Source organism: Arthrobacter sp. SLBN-112, from assembly GCF_030944625.1.
GTDB lineage: Bacteria > Actinomycetota > Actinomycetes > Actinomycetales > Micrococcaceae > Arthrobacter.
Genome location: NZ_JAUSXY010000001.1, coordinates 616895 through 633916 on the forward strand (window position 1 = coordinate 616895; position 17022 = coordinate 633916).

Annotated in this window: 15 protein-coding genes and 1 pseudogene; 12 read left to right on the top strand and 4 right to left on the bottom strand. The window is 66.5% G+C overall.

Features of this window, described 5'->3' with window-relative positions; genetic code table 11:
• Positions 1–375 precede the first annotated feature (375 nt).
• Positions 376–1314, bottom strand: a complete 939-nt coding sequence (locus QF050_RS02970) for a carbohydrate kinase (protein ID WP_308929085.1) — start codon at positions 1312–1314, stop codon at positions 376–378.
• 42 nt (positions 1315–1356) lie between these two features.
• A complete protein-coding gene (locus QF050_RS02975; protein ID WP_308929086.1) occupies positions 1357–2154 on the bottom strand; it encodes an alpha/beta hydrolase in 798 nt (265 codons plus the stop codon).
• A 139-nt stretch (positions 2155–2293) separates the two neighbouring features.
• Here QF050_RS02975 and QF050_RS02980 point away from each other — a divergent pair, with 139 nt between their 5' ends.
• The 4 genes from QF050_RS02980 to QF050_RS02995 all read left to right on the top strand — a co-directional run bounded on the left by QF050_RS02980 (position 2294) and on the right by QF050_RS02995 (position 5386).
• Positions 2294–2941, top strand: coding sequence for a cyclodeaminase/cyclohydrolase family protein (locus QF050_RS02980; protein ID WP_308929087.1), 648 nt, complete (start codon positions 2294–2296; stop codon positions 2939–2941).
• Positions 2942–3088: 147 nt separating this feature from the next.
• The gene (locus tag QF050_RS02985; protein WP_308929088.1) at positions 3089–3898 is read left to right on the top strand and encodes a hypothetical protein; all 810 of its coding nucleotides are present in this window, start codon (positions 3089–3091) and stop codon (positions 3896–3898) included.
• An 83-nt stretch (positions 3899–3981) separates the two neighbouring features.
• On the top strand, positions 3982–4353 hold the full coding sequence (locus QF050_RS02990; RefSeq protein WP_308929089.1) for a hypothetical protein: 372 nt from the start codon (positions 3982–3984) through the stop codon (positions 4351–4353).
• Between the two features lie 79 nt (positions 4354–4432).
• A complete protein-coding gene (locus tag QF050_RS02995) occupies positions 4433–5386 on the top strand; it encodes an AsnC family transcriptional regulator (protein WP_308929090.1) in 954 nt (317 codons plus the stop codon).
• Here QF050_RS02995 and QF050_RS03000 read toward each other — a convergent pair.
• Positions 5367–6809: an amidase family protein gene (locus QF050_RS03000; RefSeq protein ID WP_308929091.1), complete on the bottom strand. Its 1443-nt coding sequence runs from the start codon at positions 6807–6809 to the stop codon at positions 5367–5369. The two genes, QF050_RS02995 and QF050_RS03000, sit on opposite strands and share 20 nt — an antisense overlap.
• 272 nt (positions 6810–7081) lie before the next feature.
• Between QF050_RS03000 and QF050_RS03005 the strand changes: the two genes are divergently transcribed.
• The 3 genes from QF050_RS03005 to QF050_RS03015 are packed head-to-tail and all read left to right on the top strand — an operon-like array spanning position 7082 to position 9377.
• Positions 7082–7840 (top strand): DUF5058 family protein, encoded by a 759-nt coding sequence (locus QF050_RS03005; protein WP_308929092.1) that lies wholly within the window; start codon positions 7082–7084, stop codon positions 7838–7840.
• A 23-nt stretch (positions 7841–7863) separates the two neighbouring features.
• On the top strand, positions 7864–8595 hold the full coding sequence (locus QF050_RS03010; RefSeq protein WP_308929093.1) for a hypothetical protein: 732 nt from the start codon (positions 7864–7866) through the stop codon (positions 8593–8595).
• Between the two features lie 41 nt (positions 8596–8636).
• Complete coding sequence (locus tag QF050_RS03015) at positions 8637–9377, top strand: SDR family NAD(P)-dependent oxidoreductase (protein ID WP_308929094.1); 741 nt, start codon at positions 8637–8639, stop codon at positions 9375–9377.
• Positions 9378–9382: 5 nt separating this feature from the next.
• Here the strand turns inward: QF050_RS03015 and QF050_RS03020 are convergent, their stop codons facing one another.
• Positions 9383–10936, bottom strand: a complete 1554-nt coding sequence (locus QF050_RS03020) for a glycoside hydrolase family 32 protein (RefSeq protein WP_308932085.1) — start codon at positions 10934–10936, stop codon at positions 9383–9385.
• 276 nt (positions 10937–11212) lie between these two features.
• On the opposite strand from QF050_RS03020, the pseudogene QF050_RS03025 reads away from it, so the two are divergent.
• The 5 genes and pseudogenes from QF050_RS03025 (at position 11213) to QF050_RS03045 (ending at position 16960) form a co-directional block, all read left to right on the top strand.
• Positions 11213–12650, top strand: a pseudogene (locus tag QF050_RS03025) (GH32 C-terminal domain-containing protein).
• Between the two features lie 64 nt (positions 12651–12714).
• Positions 12715–14049: an extracellular solute-binding protein gene (locus QF050_RS03030; RefSeq protein ID WP_308929095.1), complete on the top strand. Its 1335-nt coding sequence runs from the start codon at positions 12715–12717 to the stop codon at positions 14047–14049.
• 9 nt (positions 14050–14058) lie between these two features.
• Complete coding sequence (locus tag QF050_RS03035) at positions 14059–14940, top strand: sugar ABC transporter permease (RefSeq protein ID WP_308929096.1); 882 nt, start codon at positions 14059–14061, stop codon at positions 14938–14940.
• Positions 14937–15842: a carbohydrate ABC transporter permease gene (locus QF050_RS03040; protein ID WP_308929097.1), complete on the top strand. Its 906-nt coding sequence runs from the start codon at positions 14937–14939 to the stop codon at positions 15840–15842. Before QF050_RS03035 ends, QF050_RS03040 begins: the two co-directional genes overlap by 4 nt.
• Before the next feature lie 38 nt (positions 15843–15880).
• Entirely contained in the window at positions 15881–16960 is a 1080-nt protein-coding gene (locus QF050_RS03045) for a LacI family DNA-binding transcriptional regulator (RefSeq protein ID WP_308929098.1), read from the top strand.
• Positions 16961–17022: the final 62 nt, after the last annotated feature.

Genomic DNA, 17022 nt, shown 5'->3' on the forward strand with positions numbered 1-17022 from the left:
AGAGGCGTTGCTGCATACCAGCACGTCCCGTATGACGGAGCCCAGGTGCTGCTCAAGGTATCCGAGGACGTCGAGTCATACGGAATGCGCCGGCATGGCCCATGGCGCGCATTATCCGGTGGACATCCCGGCGGACGGCTTTACCGGCCTTACCGGCATCAATACGGAGCAGCCACTGGCGTGGATCAACAATTAGCAGCCCATCACGATCGGCCGCGACATTGACACCTTCCGGCGAATCGAGTTCATCCGGATGTCCCCCCGCGGCGTTGAGTGGACCGCGACGGCGAAAGTCACGCTGGAAGGACCGGACCGGCGCGGTGAGCGTCGGTTCCTGCAGTGGCCGTACTACAACCACGAGGGGTAGCGTCCGGGTCAGTCGCCATCCGGTCCGTGCAGCTCGGCGCGGGTTGGCGGGTTGGCACCGGGCCGGGACACCGTGACGGCCGCCGCCCGCGCGGCGTGGGCCAGCAGCTCGCCGAGTCCTTCCGCCGGAAGGTCCCTCAGGTCCTGGCGGTTTTGGGCGCCATCCAGGCCGCGGTCAACCAAGCCGGACAACAATGCCGCCATGAACGAGTCCCCGGCCCCGACGGTGTCCGCCACCTCCACCTTGGGCGCGGGCACAGACGCTTCGCCCGCCCGGCAGACGCCCCAGGGGCCGTCCGCGCCGCGCGTCACCACCACCAGGGCGGGGCCCTCCTCACCGCCAAGCGCCAGCCACTTGCGCGCCGAGTCCAGCGCATCCTGGCCCGGGTAGAGCCAGGCCAGGTCCTCGTCGGAAGCCTTCACGACGTCCGAGAGTGCCACGAACTTCTCCGCCTGCCGGCGGCCGTAGTCAACATCGGTGATGATGCTGGGGCGGCAGTTCGGGTCGAAGCTGATGGTGGCGGAGGGGTGGGCATGCTCGACGGCGGCCAGCACCTCGGCGGCACCCGGCGCCAGCATGGTGGCGATGGAGCCGGTGTGCAGCAGCGTGGTGCCCTGCAGCATGAAGCCGAGCCGGTCCGCGAGGCCGGGCAGCTCCCAGGCGAGGTCGAACGTGTAGGTCGCGGCGCCGTCGTCGTCAATCAGCGCGGTGGCCACGCTGGTGGGCAACTCATCCGGGGGCAGCGGCAGCATCACTGAACTGGAGCGCAGGTGCGCAGCCACCGAGTCACCGTAAGCGTCCCGGCCATAACGGCCGATGAACTGGACCGGGTGGTCCAGGCGTGCCAGACCGACCGCGACGTTGAGCGGGCTGCCGCCCACGTGTGCCTCGATTCCCGAGGCACGCTGGACAACGTCGACAAGGCCTTCGCCGATAACTGTGAGCATGGTCATACTCTGCCAGAAAGCGGGCCGGGTCAGCAGTTCGTGTCAGCGCAGCAACTGCGCCGCCAGCTCGCGGCACGTCGCATACGCCGGGGACTCGGGGTTGATGAGGTCAAAGTGGTCACCGGGCACCATCACCAGCCGGGCAGGCACGGCCCCGGCCCTGCTCGCATCCACGTACAGCGTGGACATGGCCAGCGGCACATCGTCATCCGCCTGCGCATGGACCGCATAGACCGGAACGTCCAGCGGCAGCGCGGCCATGGGGTCCGCACTGCGGTGCCGTTGGGGATATTCCGACGACGGTCCGCCCAGCAGGTTGGCTACCGCACCGTTGCTGAGGTTGAGCCGCTCGGCCTCGCCCAGGTTGAGGACGCCCGACTGGCTCACAACCCCGGTGAGACGGACACCGTCGTTATTGTTTTTGACCCGGCCGCCTTCCTCCGGAGCCAATCCATCCATTTTGGCTCTTCCCGCGGCCCAGACAGCCAGGTGCCCGCCGGCGGAATGTCCCAGCGCCACCACTTTGCCCAGGTCCAGCGCGTGCGGCTCCGCCAGGTCGGCCAGCTTGTCGATGCCGGCCAGGATGTCCTCAAAGGTGCCCGGCCAGCCTCCGCCGTTACCGGCACGCCGGTACTCGAGGTTCCAGGCCGCCACGCCGTGTTCCGCCAGGTCCTTCGCCAGCGGCTCCCCCAGCTCGGCCCCGTAGGTGGAGCGCCAGTACCCGCCGTGGATCACGACCACCACGCCCTGGTGGGCCCCGCCGGCCGGAAGGTCGGGGAGGAAAAGCTCTCCCCACTGGCTGGGGTCCTGGCCGTACTCATAGCGGTAGCGTTGCGTCACACTGGCCCACTTTAGCTGTCCCAATCGCCGGGAGTACCGCACGTTTCCAGGGCTACGCCCCCGAAAAGTGGGCTGGATGCGCGCCGTGCCGCCGCTCTCAAGCGTTTAGCCGGACGCGTTTCTGGGCACGGTTCCTGGCATGGATGAACCTGTTGTGACCACCCAGGGGTCAACGGTGGAAGAGTGGACGCGCGCGCTGGCAGAATCCACGGGCTCACCCGGCGGCGGGGCGGGGACAGGACTGATGCTCGCCGTCGCCGCGTCGCTGATGTCCATGGTGGCCGGCTACAGCGGTGACGACGGCGGGGAGCCGGCAGGGATACGGACGCGGGCACGCGCACTGCGTCAGGAAGCCCTGCGCCGGGCAGATGACGATGCATCCGCCTCCAAGGCGTTTGGCGCCGCCTTCAGGCTGGAGCCGGGACCGGAGCGGGACGAAGCGATCCGCCGCGCCTCCGTGGATGCCGCCGCATCCTCCGCCGTGCTGGGCGAGCGGGCCATTGCAGCCATCGACGACCTCGCCTGGCTGGCAACCAACGGCAACCGGGCGCTGGTGGCGGATGTCGTCGTCGCGTTTGGTGCCCTGCGGGCCGCTGTTGCGGGGGCGCGTACCAACGTTAGCTTCGACCTCGGGTCCCTGCGGTCCGCCGGTACCACCCTGGACCAGGTCCGGGAACAGCATCCGGAGCTGTGGGCCGCCGTCGAGAAACTCAACGGCGCCATGGACCGCATCGACGAACTGACAGCTGCCATTGACCACCGCGCCGCCCCCACCGACGCCGCATGAACGCTTGAGAGAAGTCAAAGTTCCGTACTACTTAGGTCCTCTATTCATTGGACTTGTCGTTTGACCTGCGGTTACGGTGGGCAGCGTTGCTTTTGAAAGGGATCTCGGGGGGAGGGGTACAACGTGAAGCCAGGACCTAATCCTTGGGTGTTTCTCCGCCCCCTTCTGCTCGCCCTGGTGACAGCCGCATCATGGATTGCCCTGTCAGCCACGGGTGCATCCGCCGACTCTTCCGCTTCCAGCGGCTCCCTGCTCGGTGCTGACCCGTCTACGTTGATCTCAGCCCCCGCCACCGTGGAGGACGTCACCGGCCTGGTTGATCATGTGGTGACCGCTCCGGTGGTTAAGGAGCTTGCGCCGGAAGGCACGGTGGCGGCAGTGGTGGATCCCGCAGTGGGCACCGCGGACGGCGTCGTCGACGGGGCGGTGGGGACCCTTGTTCCCCTGCCCGGCGCGGTCCTCGAGCCACTTGACCCCGTCATCAGCGCTGTTCCCTTGCCCGTGGTCACACCAGTTGCACCCGAGGGCAGTCCACTCCTGCTTACCGAAGTGCCGCCAGTGGGCGACGAGAGGGGGGCTCAAACGGCCGAAACGGCAGCGGAGACCGCGGGCGCTGTGCCCGGTTCCAGCCGTTTGACCAGCTTCGACACATTCCACCGCGAGCGCGCGGCCCGCGACCCGAACATGAAGCCCACAGCTGTAACCTCACTGTTGCCCGCGGCAGGCTCTGAAGACCCGGTCGACGCACCGCCCCACTCGCCTTCGGATGTACTGCCCGCAATGCCGGACGCTGCCACGGGCGGAAGCAGCCCATCCGGCGGCAATGGCCCCACCATGCCCGCATGGCTCACTTCCCATACCCTCCAAATGCCTGCGACCGGCGCGGCTGCAGTCCAGGACGGCTTGCCCACGGCCCCCGCACCGGGGTCCTTCGACCCCGGATCATCTCCTGACTAGTTGAGGCCCTTCCGCATGCCAGCGCGGAAACGAGCCATTTCAGGGCTGAGTGACAGGCCCGTTTCAACTTCCAGGAGAACTTCATGATGCACCGCAATATCCGAGGCTGCCTGCTCGGCGCCGTGATCACAGCCGGCCTATTCGCCTCGGGAAGCGTCGCCGCGGACGTCGCGGACACCGACTTCGGGACTGACGGACCGCTGCCCGGTACCCACGTGGCAGCCCCGGTCAACATCAACCCCGAGCCCGGGACCACTCCCCCGATAGTCGCCCAGCCGGTTGTCAACCCCGGCGCCGCGACCATTCCGGTGGTTGCCCGTCCGGGCATGGAACTCCCTGCGGCCCAGCCCAACGCCGTCAACACGGATGCCAACAGCGGCCTGCTGGTGGTGGGCGTGCTGCTCCTGGCCTTCGGAGGACTGCTGGCGCTGATCCTTGGCAGGAAGCGCAGCTGATCCCCTCTGCCAGCTTCAGCAGCATTCACAAACCGCCCCACAACCCGTGATGAAATTGAACGGACGGGACGGAGTTCAGATGGTGTTTGACGCATTGGAGCGGCAGATTGTGGCCGCCCTTCAGCTGGACCCCCGGTGCCCCTGGCGCAAGATGGCCGCCGTACTCGGTGAGGCTGAGCGCACCGTGGCACGGCGCGGATCCCAGTTGCTGGAATCAGGCGCCGTTGCCGTGGTGGGCATCAGGCCACAGCCGGCAGCAGTGCTGATCGAAATGCGCTGCACCCCGGGGACCGTGCGCGCCGCAACCCAGGCCCTTGCGCAGCGCAGCGACACCACGTTCGTCTACGCCACCACCGGATCGGGTGACTGTGTGGCGGAGATCCTCATGGAAACAGGACGCATGGCCGACGTCCTGTCCGACGAACTTCCGTCCACTATTGGACTGAGGGACTCCACCAGCTACCCCGTCCTCCGCTATTTCCGGACGATCCGCGGCTGGCGGCCCGAGGTCCTCAGCCCGGGCAGTGTCGAAGCCCTGCGTTCCAGCCTGACACCGGACTCCGGAATCCTTGAAGTACGGCACGATCTGAGCCGCCAGGACTCGGAACTGGTGGAGGCACTCTGCGCTGACGGCCGGATGAGCTACGAGGCATTGGGGCGCAGGGTGGGGGTTTCCGAGGCCACCGCCAGGCGCCGCAGCGAGTGGCTTCTGGCCAACAACCAGATCCAGCTCCGGGCCGTCGTCGAGCCCGGCGCCTTCGGTTTGGACGTGGAGGCGCTGCTCTGGATCCGCGCGTCGCCGCAGCACGTGGAACAGCTGGGCAAGAGCCTCGCCGATCTTCCGATGATCCGGTACGCGGCGGCCATAGCTGGTGACTACCAGATCATCGCCGACGTCACCGTAAGCGATATGCCGGCGCTCTACCGCTTCATCACCGCATCAGACTGGGCACAATACGCTTCCACGGTGGACGTCTCCATGCTGCTGGACGCGCGCAAACGCGGCGGCCGCTTCATGCGGACGCCGCGCTGAGCCCCTCGCCGGCAAGGACGGGCGCGACGTCGGCATACCGGGTGCGCTCCTCGAAGGCCCGGCCCCAGCGGAGCAGCTGCACGTCGGTGTAGTGGTTGCCTGCCAGCTGAAGGCCGATGGGGAGCCCGGACGAACTGAAGCCGGCGGGAACACTCAGCACCGGCAGCCCAGTGGCGGACAGCAGGCACGCCGAACGCATCCAGTCCAGATAGGTTTCGCTTGCCACCCCCGCCACCTCTGCCGGGTACCGAAGCGACGCATCGAACGGCAGCACCTGCGTGCAGGGGCTGGCGAAGAGATCGAATCGGCCGAAGAAGTCCTGCACGCCCAGTTCCAGACGGGTCCGGGCGGCAGTGGTGTCAATCAGGTCCTGTGCCGTCAGCGCCTGTCCCTTCGCCACGTTCCAGCGCACCTCGGGTTTGATCAGGTGGCCTGAGCGCTCCACGACCGGCCCTAGGCCCGCGGCGAAGTCCAGGGCGCGCGTGTTGCCGAATACCAGGTCGGCCTCGCCGAAGTCCGGCGTCGCCTGCTCGACGATGGCACCCAGGTCCTCGAACACGGCAAGCTGGCGCTCTAAATGCTCAATAATTTCGCGTTCCACCGGCACTCCGATGCCAAAGTCGGGCGACCACCCGATGCGGACCCCCGTCATGTCCGTCTCCAGGCCGGCGCGGAAGGCCTCAGGGGCCAGGACCTGCGGATAGGGAACCCTCGGATCCTTGCCGGCGGTAGCGGACATGAACAGCGCAATGTCCTCTACGGTGCGCGCCATGGGCCCGGTCCTGCCCAGCCAGGCGTAAGCGTTGGTGGCCGATGGCATGGGGATAACCGCCGTGGACGGCCGGAACCCCACCACATTGCAGAACGACGCAGGGATGCGCAGCGAGCCCCCCATGTCGCTGCCGTCACCAATGCTTTGGATCCGGGCGGCAACGGCTGCGGCCACCCCTCCACTGCTGCCTCCGGCACTCAGTCCGGGCGCATAGGGGTTGGTGGTGGTCCCAAAGAGCTCGTTGAACGTGTGTGAACCTGCGCCGAACTCGGGAACATTGGACTTTCCCGTAGTAACGACGCCTGCCGCCTTCAGGCGGGCAACAATGAGATCGTCAGCGGCCGGAACGAAGTCCCGCAGGGCCAGCGAACCTTGCGTGGTGCGCATTCCGGCCGTGTTGTTCGTGTCCTTGTGCGTCATGGGCAGCCCGTGCAGCGGCGGCAGTTCCCCGCCCGACGCCGTGAGCTGGTCGGCACGCAGAGCGATCGCCCGGGCTCCTTCGGCATCGAGCGTAACCACCGCGTTGATGACCGGATTGACCGCGGCGATGCGTGCCAGATGGTCTTCCAGGGCCTCGCGGGCAGAGATCGTCTTGTTGCGGATTGCTGCGGTGAGCTCGACGGCGGAAAGGTCGCCAATGGTGCCGGGCATGGTGCTCCTTTACTGGATGATTCCTTGCCGGAAAGTGTGCCCCGTCACGGGCGGGGCACGGAAGTGCGGCCGGCCCGGCAGCGGCATTCTGACGGTTTCAGCCACGGCGCTGACCGATTCCGTCAACCATTGCGTGTGATCCGCCTCATAGTGGAGCCTGTTGCTTACCCGCTGGCCGATTCGTTCGCGGGACAAGCATTTGCCCGTCGGCGGCGCAGGCCGCACAAGGACGTCGGTCCGCGTCCCGGCAGGGCCCTCACCCGGAGGTCTTCATGCATCTACCCCTGGCACTTCAACCGGCCGCCGGCGGCCCGTCGGACATCCTTGCCGTCGCCAACAACCCAGTCCTCTGGATGTGCGTGGCGGGCGTCTTCGCCGTCATCATCGTCCAATCGGTGATCTTCCTGAAAGCGGCCCGCCGGGCCGCGCCGGCGGTGGAGATGAGCCCCGCAGACATCAGGACATCTTTCAGGTCCGGCGCAGTTTCGGCCATCGGTCCGTCCCTGGCCGTGTCGCTGGTGGCCGTTGCCCTGCTGGGCCTGTTCGGCGCCCCGGCGGTACTGTCCCGGATCGGCCTGATTGGATCGGCCGCTTACGACGTGTCCGCGGCGGGCATTGCTGCGGGCTCGATGGGAGCCAAGCTCGGGGACGCCACCTACACCCAGAGCGTCTTTGCAGTTGCTTTCTTTGCGATGAGCATTGGCGGGGCCATGTGGATGCTCGCCACCCTCATCCTTACGCCGGTCCTGCGCAGGGGCGACGCCAAAATCCGCTCCATCAACCCGCTGGCCATGGCCATAGTGCCGGCCGCTGCATTGATCGGAGCGTTCGCGTGCCTGGGCCTGAGCGAACTGCCCAAATCGGGCATCCATGTGCTGTCCTTCCTGGTCTCTGCCGCGGTCATGGGCCTGTGCCTGCTGCTGGCCAGGAAGCTCCGGAAAAGCTGGCTGCGCGAATGGGGGCTTGGCTTCGCCATCGTAAGTGCGCTCGGCGCAGCCTTCATTGCCGCCGGCCCCGCTGTTGGCGCCTAGGCCCACCTCCCGAAAGGAACACCATGACCTCCACCACCGCAGCCACTCCGGCAGCCGGCACCGCCATGGCGGATTTCAGCCGCACCACCTCCCGGTGGGGCCAGATCACCATGATCGCCGGCCTTCTCATCTCAGTAGCGGGCCCCCTCTACCTGGTCTTTGCCAGCGGCCTTGACATCGCTCCCGCGCAACTCTGGATCGCGTTCGCCGCCGTCGCCGCCACGTTCGGGATCATCTGGATCGTCGAACCCCTCACCTACTACCCCGTCCTCGGTCCCGCCGCCATGTACCAGGCGTTCATGATCGGCAACATTTCCAACAAACTCCTGCCCGCGGCCCTGATCGCCCAGACCAACATCGGCGCGAAGCCGGGCAGCAAGCGTGCCGAACTGGCCGCCGTCGTCGCCATCTGCGGGGCCGCGGCCGTGCACCTGGTCTCCCTTGCTGTCTTCGTGGGGCTCCTGGGGAGCTGGTTGATCAGCGCCATTCCGCCGTCGGTCCTCCTGGTGACCCGGCTCTACGTGCTCCCTGCGGTGCTTGGTGCGGTGCTGGTGCAGGCCATCGTGTCCATGAAGCAGCCGCGCACCACCGTGATCGCCTTGGTGGTGTCGGCCGTCGTCGTCTTCGGAGTGGTGCCGCTGGCCCCCTCGCTGGGCATGGTGTCGACCGCCATAACGGTGCTCACCACCATCCTGCTGGCTTGGTTCTTCCGCACGAAGACTGCCGCGCCGGGGGTGCCCGTCCACATCGAGTAGGGATACTGGGTACAACACCCAGGAGCCAGGGAGGGCCGCGCATGGCACGCATCTTCATCACCGGATCCACTGACGGGCTGGGCCTGGCGACGGCGGAGACGCTGCTCCGGGACGGCCATGAGGTGATCGTGCATGCGCGGTCCTCCCGGCGGCTCGCCGCGGTGCAGCACCTCTTGGACCGCGGTGCGCACAGCGTCGTCGGAGACCTGGCCATCCTGGCGGACGTCAGGCAGCTCGCGGCGGACGCCAACGGAATCGGCGGCATTGACGCCGTCATCCACAATGCCGGGGTGCTCAACGGGGCCGCGCTGCTGCCCGTGAACGTGGTGGCCCCGTATCTGCTGACGGCCCTCATGCCGGGTCCGCGCCGCCTGGTCTACCTGAGCAGCGGCATGCACCGCGGCGGCGACGCCGGCTTGGACGGCTTGGACTGGGAAGGGCGGACCACGACGGCCTCCTACTCCACCACCAAGCTCCAGGTCACCGCGCTGTCGGCGGCGCTGGCCCGGCTGGTGCCACACGTCGCCAGCAACGCCGTGGACCCCGGCTGGGTGCCCACCCGGATGGGCGGCCGGTCCGCGCCGGACAGCCTGGAACTGGGCCACCGCACCCAGGAATGGCTGGCCACCAGCGATGATCCGGCGGCCCTGTCCGGCGGCGGCTACTGGTACCACCAGCAACGGCAAACCCCGCACCCGGCAGCCAACGATCACCGCTTCCAGGACGCCCTGCTGGCCCAGCTCGCGGACTACACCGGCGTCACCCTGGAAGCGCTCCGGTAGCCCGGTCAGAAGGCACGGATGGTGATTCCGGAAAAGACGGCCGGCCCGCCGTCGCTGTAGAAAGAGATGCCGGTATCACCGTCCGTGAACTGCACCTGCTGCGACAGCACCGTGTGCCCGGCGTTCACGAACACCTCCACGCTCTGGGTATCCACGAAGATGCGCAGGTGCACGGACCTGGCGGCGGCGTCGACTGGGGCCGCGGCGCGCGTGTACGGCACCAGGGAGTACCCGGCGAGGTCCGAGGGCGCGCGGTCGACGTACAGCTCATCACCGTATTTGCCGATGTTTGTGTGGCGGGTGCCGTCCGCAGAGCGGCCAACTGACACGCCCACGTTTGCCGCGGTACTCCATGAGATATCCAGCTCCAACTCGTAGGCGCTGCCGCTCCAGGGCAGGACAACGCTGCCGTTCACTGTCCGGTCCGGGAGTACCGTGGTGGCGGTGACGTAGTTTGCGACCGTTGCAACGGGACTGCTCAGCAGGCTGTACCAACCTCCGCCCTGGCGCTCCAGCCGCAGCTCCCGGACGATCGAGTTTTGGCCGTTGTACCCGTCGGTGGCATCCGTGGGAACGTCCCGGGCGGCGTATTTCCAGTTGTTCATCCAGGCGACGGCGTACCGGCGAGTCTCCGGCGCGTCCGGCACCGGCCAGGTCACGGCCGCATACCAGTCCCAGCCCCAGTCCAGCCATTGCGGGTTGTCCACATCGTCGGCCAGGAACTGGTCACCGTCCCATGTTCCGGTCCAGTAGGCGTAGGTCATGGGCAGCCCGATGCTGTAGGCGTCCATGCTGGCGCCCAGCACCCAATGCCAGGTGCCGTCGTCGGCCTTCATCTGGAACAGGTCCGGACACTCGATGCCGCCCAGCGCATGGTTGGGGTAGTCGAAGTTGCGTTTCAGCTGCCAGTCCCGCAGGTTCACGGACGTGTAGAAGGCGGCGTACCGGGCACGGCCGATCACGCATACCCACTCGTTGCGGGCCGCGTCCCAGTGGATCTTGGGGTCCCGGAACCATTCAGCATTGTCGATCTCGGCCTGCGTGGTGGCGGCCCGGCCGTCAGTGTTGACGATCACCGGATCCGGGAGGGCCGTGAAGGTGTAGCCGCCGTCGGTTGACCAGTAGAGGTACTGCTCCTGGTATTTCCTGATGCCGTCCGTGGGCTGCGTGGCGAGCACGACGATCGCTCCGGCACCGAAGCCTGCGCTGTTGGCGGTGTCCACCACTGCGGATCCGGACCATACGGGGAAATCGGGCTGCAGGGGCAGCGCGACGCCGTGATGGGTGAAGGCCACTGCGTCGGTGGTGGTGGCGTGGTCCCACCCGCCCTGCCCGTTGTTCTGCGTGGAATGCAAGTAGTAGAGGTGGTGGGCGCCGTTGACGAACACCGGCCGCTGGGGGTCGCACAGCCACCCCGACGGCGGGGTCATGTGGAAGACCGCGCGCAGGGAACCCTGGGCGTGCGCGGGCGGGGCGGAAACGGCGCCGGCCGTGAGCAGGGCGAGCGCTCCTGCTCCGGTTCCTTGCAGGACGTGGCGGCGTGACATGGCATGGGTCATCATTGACTTCCTCTCGCGGAGGCGGCACCTTCGCCGCCGGGCGCTCAGTGGGGCACCCTCGTTGGTCCGCACGGTCACCGCAGTGATTAAGCGCTTTAGCAGGACAAGATACCCAGTCGCGGTCAAAATGGTCAAGCGTTTGAGCAAAGTGGCGCACGTCATAAAGGGGTCCCCGGGCCCGCGGAAAAGTATTTTTGCTAAAACGCTTGATCACGGCTCGGTTTCGCGCTAGCTTCTAGTTGATCAAACGCTTTAGCAGAACGGACATCACCGCTGATGAGCTACCCAGTCTTCTTCCAGCCCACCGATGCGTGGGTTGGCGACCTTATCCCCTTCCAGAAGGATGGCGAGTTCTGGCTCTTCTACCTTCACGAGGTGCGCGCCGATCCGAAGCCCGGAACGTCGTGGAACCTGGTGACCACCAAAGACCTGACCCAGTTCCAGGACCACGGCGTGGCCCTCCCCCACGGGAGCGCCAACGACCTGGACTTCAACTGCTACACCGGCAGCATCGTTGCCGACGAGTCCGGCGTCCACCACCTCTTTTACACCGGCCAGAACCCCGGCAACCTGGGCCCCGGCGGCCTGCCCCTGCAACTGGTCATGCACGCCACCAGCACTGACGGGATGGCCACCTGGACCAAGCACCCCGAGCTCACCTTCAGCGCCCCCCGACGGGTACGACTCCGCGGACTGGCGGGACCCCTTCGTCTTCCGCGACGAGGCAGCCGGCGTGTGGCGGATGCTCCTTGCTGCCAGGCACTCCACCGGACCGGAGCGGCGGCGCGGCGTGATCGCGCAGTGCGTCTCCCCGGACCTGATGGCCTGGTCCCACACCGATCCCTTCTGGGATCCCCGCCGGTACATCACCCACGAGTGCCCCGACGTGTTCGAGTGGGGCGGCTGGTGGTACATGGTCTACTCGGAGTTCTCCGAAACCTTTACCACGCGGTACCGGATGGCCACGAGCCCCGACGGCCCGTGGACCGTCCCGGCCCTGGACAGCATCGACGGGCGCGCCTTCTACGCCGCCAAGACGGCAGAGCGGGACGGCCGGCGGTTCTTCTTCGGCTGGATCGCCAGCAAGGAAGGAAATTCCGACGACGGCGCCTGGCAGTGGGCGGGCACCATGGCCGTCCTGGAGGCCCGGCAGAACGCCGACGGGACTTTGGCGTTCGGGTTCGCCGACGAACTGGTGGACAGCTTCTGGGACGACGTCCCGCTGGAACTTGGGAGCGGGCTGCCCCTCCGACTGGACGTCCCGGACAGCTACAGCGCTGCGATCGCCGCCAATGCGATGCCCGGGCAGTTCTACGCCCGGGCAGTGCTGGACATCGGGCCCGGCACCACCGAATGCGGGCTGCTGCTGCGCTCCACGCCGGACGGCGACCACTCCTACGTGCTCCGCCTTGAACCACAGCGCGGGCGGCTGGTCTTTGACCGCTGGCCACGAGCCGTCACTGGCGACGCCCAGTGGCACGTCTCGGGCGACGTCCCGTTCGCCATCGAACTGGAGCGCCCCTGCGACCTCGCCCCGGGCAGCCACACGCTGGAGGTGGTGGTGGACGGCGACCTTTGCGTCGCCGTCGTGGACGGGCAAGTGGCCCTCAGCACCCGGATCTATGACCTGCCCACCGGCGCGATAGGCGTGTTCGCCGGCGAAGGCACCGTCACAGTCGCAGAATTCGACGTCCGTAAGCGTACCGACAACTGAATACCCATCCTCCGTTCCACCCGACCCGTTCCAACGGTCCGTTCAATCAAGGGAGATTGCCCCAATGAAGAACCTGCTCCGCGCTGCCGCCGTCGCAGCAGTCACCGCCCTGGCGCTCACAGCTTGTGGCGGCGGCAGTTCCACCAATTCCGCCGACGTCAGCCCCACCGGCGAGATCAAGCCCCGGGAAATCTCCTGGCTGCTCTCCCGCCCGGCAGATGGCGCCGTCATCAACATCATGAAGAAGCTGGCTGACGAATATGCCACGGACCACCCCGGCTTCAAGTTGAACCTGATCACCACCCCGGACCGGCCCTCCTACATCCAAAAGCTCGAGACCCTGGCCGCGGCCAACAAGCTTCCCGAACTGTTCGACACCGACGCCACCCCCTTCGCCCAGCAACTGGCCAAGCAGGGCAAGATGCTCGACGCCGAAAAGCTGTTGAAATCCCTGGACATCTACGGCAACTACCGCCCCGGCGCACTGGACTACCAGCGCTTCGACGACGGGTCCCTCTACATGATTCCGTTCCAGTTCGAGCTGGAGTTCATGTGGTACAACAAGGCACTCCTGGCGAAGGCAGGCGTGGCCGTACCCAGGTCCCTGGACGACATCCCGGCCATGTGCACCGCGCTGCGCAGCAAAGGGATCACCCCCATTGCCATCGACGGCCAGGACCAGTGGCCGTTGGAGCGGTACGTCGCCTACCAGCCATTCCGCGAAGCCGGGCCTGATTTCGTGCAGAAACTGAAGAAGGGCGACGCCAAGTTCAGCGACGCCGCCGGGCAGAAGACCGTCAACTGGCTGGCCGAGCTGGGCAAGGCCAAGTGCTTCCAGGACGGTTTCTCCGCCCAGGGCTACTCGGACGCGCAAAACCAGTTCACCTCCGGCCAGGCCGCGATGTACAACATTGGAACCTGGGAGCTGCCCAGCCTGGCCACGGACAAGCTCAACCCCGCTGTCCGCAACGACATCGACTTCTTCACCCTGCCAACCACCGAAGGATCCGTGACGGCGGCAAACGAGTTCGTCTCGCCGTCGGGCATCGGCATGGCCGTCAATGCCAAGACCTACGATCCCCTGGTGAGCGACTTCCTGAAGTTTGCCCTGAAGAAGTACCCCGCTGAATACGCGGCGACCGGCGCACTGTCCCCCACCACCGACGTTCAAACCACTGTCCCCGCCAACGCCACGCCGCTGTTCCAAAAGGCCCTGGACCAGGCGAAGGACCTCGGCTCCAAGCAGGCCATGCCGTGGGATACCCAGCTGGACCCCACCACCAACGGGCGGCTGCAGCAGGAACTGGTCCTGCTGGTGCAAGGCGAGGTCACGCCCCAGCAGTTCACGGAGACGCTGGACAGCACCATCGCCCAGAACGCCCCCAAGTTCTTCAAGTAAAGGCCCGCCATGCTGCCCAACAGGTCACGGACATCGGTCCTGGTCTTCCTGCTCCCTCCGCTGCTGCTCTATGGCGCTGCGGTCCTCTTCCCCATCCTCCAGTCCCTGTTCCTGAGCTTCTTCTCCTGGAACGGCATCAGCGACATGGAATTCGTCGGGCTGGCGAACTACGTCCGGATGTTCGTCGGTGATGACATCTTCTGGCGGGCGTTCCTGAACGCGCTCATCTACCTGGCCATCTGCCTGGTGCTGCAGCTCGGCGGCGCCCTGGCAGTGGCGAGCCTCCTCACCTCCCTCCGCCGCGGACGGGAGCTCATCAAAACCCTCTACCTGCTGCCGGCAGTGATCTCCACCGTGGCCATCGCCTTCCTCTTCGTCCGGATCTACTCGCTGGAACCGGTGGGACTGCTGAACCAGCTGCTCCACTGGATCGGGCTGGGCAGCCTGGAACGGCCATGGCTTTCGGATGTGAACACGGTCCTGGCGGCCGTGTCCGCACCGGAAGGCTGGCGCTTCACCGGGTTGTACATGCTGATCATCTACGCGGCACTGCTCGCGGTGCCCAAGGAGTTGGAGGAAGCGGCCGTCCTGGACGGTGCCTCACGGTGGACGCTGTTCAGCAAGATCCGGTTCCCGTACATCCGCCCGGTATGGATCACCACCACCATCATGGCCACCACCTACGGCCTGCGGGGGTTCGACATCCCCTACCTGATGACCAACGGCGGCCCGGGACAGTCCTCCGAGCTACTCACCACCTACATGTACAAGACGGCGTTCACCAGCACGGACTTCGGCTACGCGAGCACCATCTCGGTGTTCATCGTCATCGAGTGCCTCGCCGCCGTCGGCCTCATCCTGTTCCTGCTGAAGCGAAAGGCAGACGCATGATCACCCAGGCAGCCCCGCCCGCCCAGCCGCCCGCCGTCGTACCTCCCAAGGGCGCCCCAACCCGCCGCAAGCGCCGGCCGGACCTGTTCCGCACGCTGACCCGGGTGCTGATCATGCTCATTGTGATCGTGCAGGTGTACCCGCTGGCGTGGCTGTTCCTGACCAGCCTGCGCAGCGAACACGACTTCGCCACCGGCGATCCTTTCGCGTTGCCGGGTTCGCTGACGTGGGAGAACTATGCCCGCGCCTTCGAAACCGGCAACCTGGGCCGGAACATCCTGAACAGCTTCGTGGTGACCATGGGCGCCAACGTCCTGATCGTGCTGCTGGGGATGATGGCCGCGTACGCCATCCAGGTGCTCGGCTTCCGGCTCAGCAAGCTGGTCCGCGGCCTGTTCCTCATCGGCATCATCGTCCCGGTCCAGATCGCGCTGGTCCCGCTGTTCATCGACTACTCCCAGGTGAACCTGCTGGATACCTACCAGTCGATGATCATCCCGCTGGCCGGCTTCTCCCTGCCCATGTCCGTGTACCTGTTCTCCTCGTTTTACGAATATATTCCTAAAGAGACATATGAGGCGGCGTCCCTGGACGGTGCGGGCCCATACCGGATTTTCGGCCTGATCACCCTGCCGCTGTCAGTGAACACGGTGGTCACCGTGGTCCTGGTGAACAGCATCTTCATCTGGAACGACTTCATCTTCGCCAACACGTTCGTCCTCTCCGAAGACCTCAAGACCATCCCCCTGGGCCTGCAGAACTACATCGGCGCCATGGGCAAGGTGGACTGGACGGCCACCTTTGCCGCCGTGTGCGTCACCATCACTCCGCTGCTGCTGGTGTTCCTGGTGCTCAACAAGGCAATGATCCAGGGGCTTGAGAGCGGGGCGACGAAGGGATGACAGCACCGGCTGCTGGATATACTCCTGAAGGAGGGCAGATGAGTTCAATGGAGAATGGTGCGGGCGCAGCCGCCGGCGCGCCGCAGGGTCCGCCGCACGCGCCGGAACGCGCCCACCCCGTGACCCTCCGCGAAGTCGCGGAAGCGGCCGGTGTTTCCACCGCCACCGTGTCCCTGGTGGTCAACAAGAAGAAGGACGCCCGCATTGCCGAGGAAACCCGGCGGCGCGTGAAGGAGGCCATCCGCACCCTGGGCTACCGGCCCAATGCGATGGCAAAGACCCTGGTCAGCGGCACGTCCAAGTTCATCGGGCTGGTGGCCGACGGTGTGGCCACCACGCCCTTTGCCGGCCAGATCATCCACGGCGCGCAGGATGAGGCGTGGAAGCACGGGTATGCGCTGCTCATCGCCAACACCGAGGGCAACGGCGAACTGGAGCAGGACGCCATCAGCATGATGCTGGAGTACAAGGTCCGCGGCATCCTCTACTCCACCTGGTTCCACCGGGCCACGGACATCCCGGCGCCGCTGCGGGAAGCCGACTTTGTCCTGGTGAACTGCTTTTCCGATGAACCGGGGGCCCGGGCCGTCGTTCCGGACGAGGTCCAGGGCGGGCGCTCGGCCACGGAGATCCTGCTCCGGAACGGCCACCGCCGCATAGCCTTCATCAATGCCACGATCCCGGCTCCGGCCAAGGACGGCCGGTTGGCCGGCTACCGGCAAGCCTTGGAGGAGGCCGGGATCCCGTTCGATCCGGACCTGGTGATGGAGTCCTACCCGGACCAGGAAGGCGGCTACCGGGCTACGGCGGAACTCCTCAAACGGGATGTCACCGCCGTGTTCTGCTACAACGACCGGATGGCCATGGGCCTCTACGACGGGCTGCGGGAACACGGCCTGGCCATCCCGGAGGACATGGCGGTGGTGGGGTTCGACAACCAGGAAGTGATTGCCGCCCACCTGCGCCCGCCGCTGTCCACGGTTGCCCTTCCGCATTACGAGCTCGGCGCTGCGGGTGTCCGGATGCTGCTGGGCCTCGACGCTGCCGTTGACGGGGCAGCCAAGATCCAGTGCCCCGCCGTCGAACGGAACTCCGTCCAGACCAAGGCCCGTGCGTAGCCCCGCCTGGTTCTCATCGATTGCTCCGCACTTGTCGTTTTCGCGCCTGAAAACGACAAGTG

Excerpts from the sequence above, each read along its gene's own strand:
- QF050_RS02970 (WP_308929085.1), bottom strand. The coding sequence starts at position 1,314 with ATGCTCACAGTTATCGGCGAAGGCCTTGTCGACGTTGTCCAGCGTGCC.
- QF050_RS02980 (WP_308929087.1), top strand. The coding sequence starts at position 2,294 with ATGGATGAACCTGTTGTGACCACCCAGGGGTCAACGGTGGAAGAGTGG.
- QF050_RS02990 (WP_308929089.1), top strand. The coding sequence starts at position 3,982 with ATGATGCACCGCAATATCCGAGGCTGCCTGCTCGGCGCCGTGATCACA.
- QF050_RS02995 (WP_308929090.1), top strand. The coding sequence starts at position 4,433 with ATGGTGTTTGACGCATTGGAGCGGCAGATTGTGGCCGCCCTTCAGCTG.
- QF050_RS03000 (WP_308929091.1), bottom strand. The coding sequence starts at position 6,809 with ATGCCCGGCACCATTGGCGACCTTTCCGCCGTCGAGCTCACCGCAGCA.
- QF050_RS03005 (WP_308929092.1), top strand. The coding sequence starts at position 7,082 with ATGCATCTACCCCTGGCACTTCAACCGGCCGCCGGCGGCCCGTCGGAC.
- QF050_RS03010 (WP_308929093.1), top strand. The coding sequence starts at position 7,864 with ATGACCTCCACCACCGCAGCCACTCCGGCAGCCGGCACCGCCATGGCG.
- QF050_RS03015 (WP_308929094.1), top strand. The coding sequence starts at position 8,637 with ATGGCACGCATCTTCATCACCGGATCCACTGACGGGCTGGGCCTGGCG.
- QF050_RS03020 (WP_308932085.1), bottom strand. The coding sequence starts at position 10,936 with ATGACCCATGCCATGTCACGCCGCCACGTCCTGCAAGGAACCGGAGCA.
- QF050_RS03030 (WP_308929095.1), top strand. The coding sequence starts at position 12,715 with ATGAAGAACCTGCTCCGCGCTGCCGCCGTCGCAGCAGTCACCGCCCTG.
- QF050_RS03035 (WP_308929096.1), top strand. The coding sequence starts at position 14,059 with ATGCTGCCCAACAGGTCACGGACATCGGTCCTGGTCTTCCTGCTCCCT.
- QF050_RS03040 (WP_308929097.1), top strand. The coding sequence starts at position 14,937 with ATGATCACCCAGGCAGCCCCGCCCGCCCAGCCGCCCGCCGTCGTACCT.
- QF050_RS03045 (WP_308929098.1), top strand. The coding sequence starts at position 15,881 with ATGAGTTCAATGGAGAATGGTGCGGGCGCAGCCGCCGGCGCGCCGCAG.